1 protein-coding gene is annotated in these 1301 nt (G+C 65.0%); it reads right to left on the reverse strand.

Going from position 1 to position 1301, the window contains the following annotated elements; translation table 11 throughout:
• Positions 1-38 precede the first annotated feature (38 nt).
• Complete coding sequence (locus tag NN2_RS35660; protein WP_063019670.1) at positions 39-1256, reverse strand: IS30 family transposase; 1218 nt, start codon at positions 1254-1256, stop codon at positions 39-41.
• Positions 1257-1301: the final 45 nt, after the last annotated feature.

The following is a 1301-nucleotide window of genomic DNA, read 5'->3' on the forward strand; positions in this document are numbered from 1 at the left end:
GGCGGATTCTTGGGGTCGTTGCAACACGTGGTCGGTTGTCAGGCCGCGAGTAGTTTATGCAAACGCTCGGCTGGGGTTTCCCAGCCGAGCGTTTTGCGTGGGCGGCCGTTGAGCTCGGTGGCGACGGCAGCGAGGTCGTCGCGGCTGTGTCGGGACAGGTCGGTGCCTTTGGGGAAGTACTGACGCAACAGGCCGTTGGTGTTCTCGTTGGAACCCCGTTGCCAGGGGCTGGCAGGGTCGCAGAAGTAGATCGGGATGTCGGTGGCGAGGGTGAATGCGTGGTGAGTGCCCATTTCCGAGCCCTGGTCCCAGGTCAGCGACCGGATCAGATGCGCGGGAAGGGTTTTCACAGTCTCGGTCAGTGCGGCACGCACTGCTTCGGCGCTGCGACCGTGTGGCAGGTGCAGCAGCATCACATAGCGGGTACTGCGCTCGACCAGGGTGCCGATCGCTGTTTCTTGGTTCTTGCCGATGATCAGGTCGCCTTCCCAGTGTCCGGGAACTGCGCGGTCTTCGACCTCGGCGGGCCGGTCACTGATCATGACCATCGGGTGGGTGAACCGCGGGCGGCGTGCCTCGACGCGGCGGTGGGGTTTTCGTATCGTGCGGCCGGTGCGCAGGGCGCGGGCCAGTTCGCGACGCAGTTCACCGCGCCCTTGAACGTAGAGTGCCTGGTAGATCGTTTCGTGGGCCACATGCATCTCCGGCCGGTGCGGGAATTGTGCACGCAGAGCCTGGCAGATCTGTTCGGGGCTCCATCGCAGCGCCAGGCGGCTGGAGATGAACCGCCGCAGTTCGGGAATCGTGTTGATCTTGCGTGCTTTCGGCCTCGGCCGGCGCGCGTCGGCGCGGGCCTGGGCCGCGTGGGGACGATAGGCGCCGCTACCAGGATGACAGTTACGGCGGACCTCGCGACTGATTGTTGAGGGGTGACGCCCCAGCTCGGCCGCGATCACACGGATCGAACCGCCCTCACGCAGCCGGTCGGCGATGTGGATTCGGTCGGCTTCGTTGAGATATCTCCCAGGAACCGACGGCGGCGCCACCGAACGAATCGGTAGCGCCGTCCTGTTCCGGCCACACGCGTTGCGGCCGTTGCGCCATCGCCTGCCGGTCTTCTCGTTGATCCCGACAATCCGGCAGGCTTCCTTGTTGCCCAGCCCCTGCTCCATGAGACGCAAGTATTCAACGCGCTCACCAGTCAGCGGGCGACGTCCTCGCGACCTGCCCCGGTCAGGTCGAACCTCGAACTCCATTGCACCCCTTGAACTGGGGTGTTGCAACGACTCCTAGAACCCAAG

The sequence above is a fragment of the Nocardia nova NBRC 15556 genome, from assembly GCF_001613005.1.
GTDB classification, from domain to species: Bacteria; Actinomycetota; Actinomycetes; order Mycobacteriales; family Mycobacteriaceae; genus Nocardia; species Nocardia nova.

Bases quoted from the DNA above. Each gene is read 5' to 3' on its own strand.
- NN2_RS35660 (WP_063019670.1), bottom strand. From the start codon at position 1,256: ATGGAGTTCGAGGTTCGACCTGACCGGGGCAGGTCGCGAGGACGTCGC.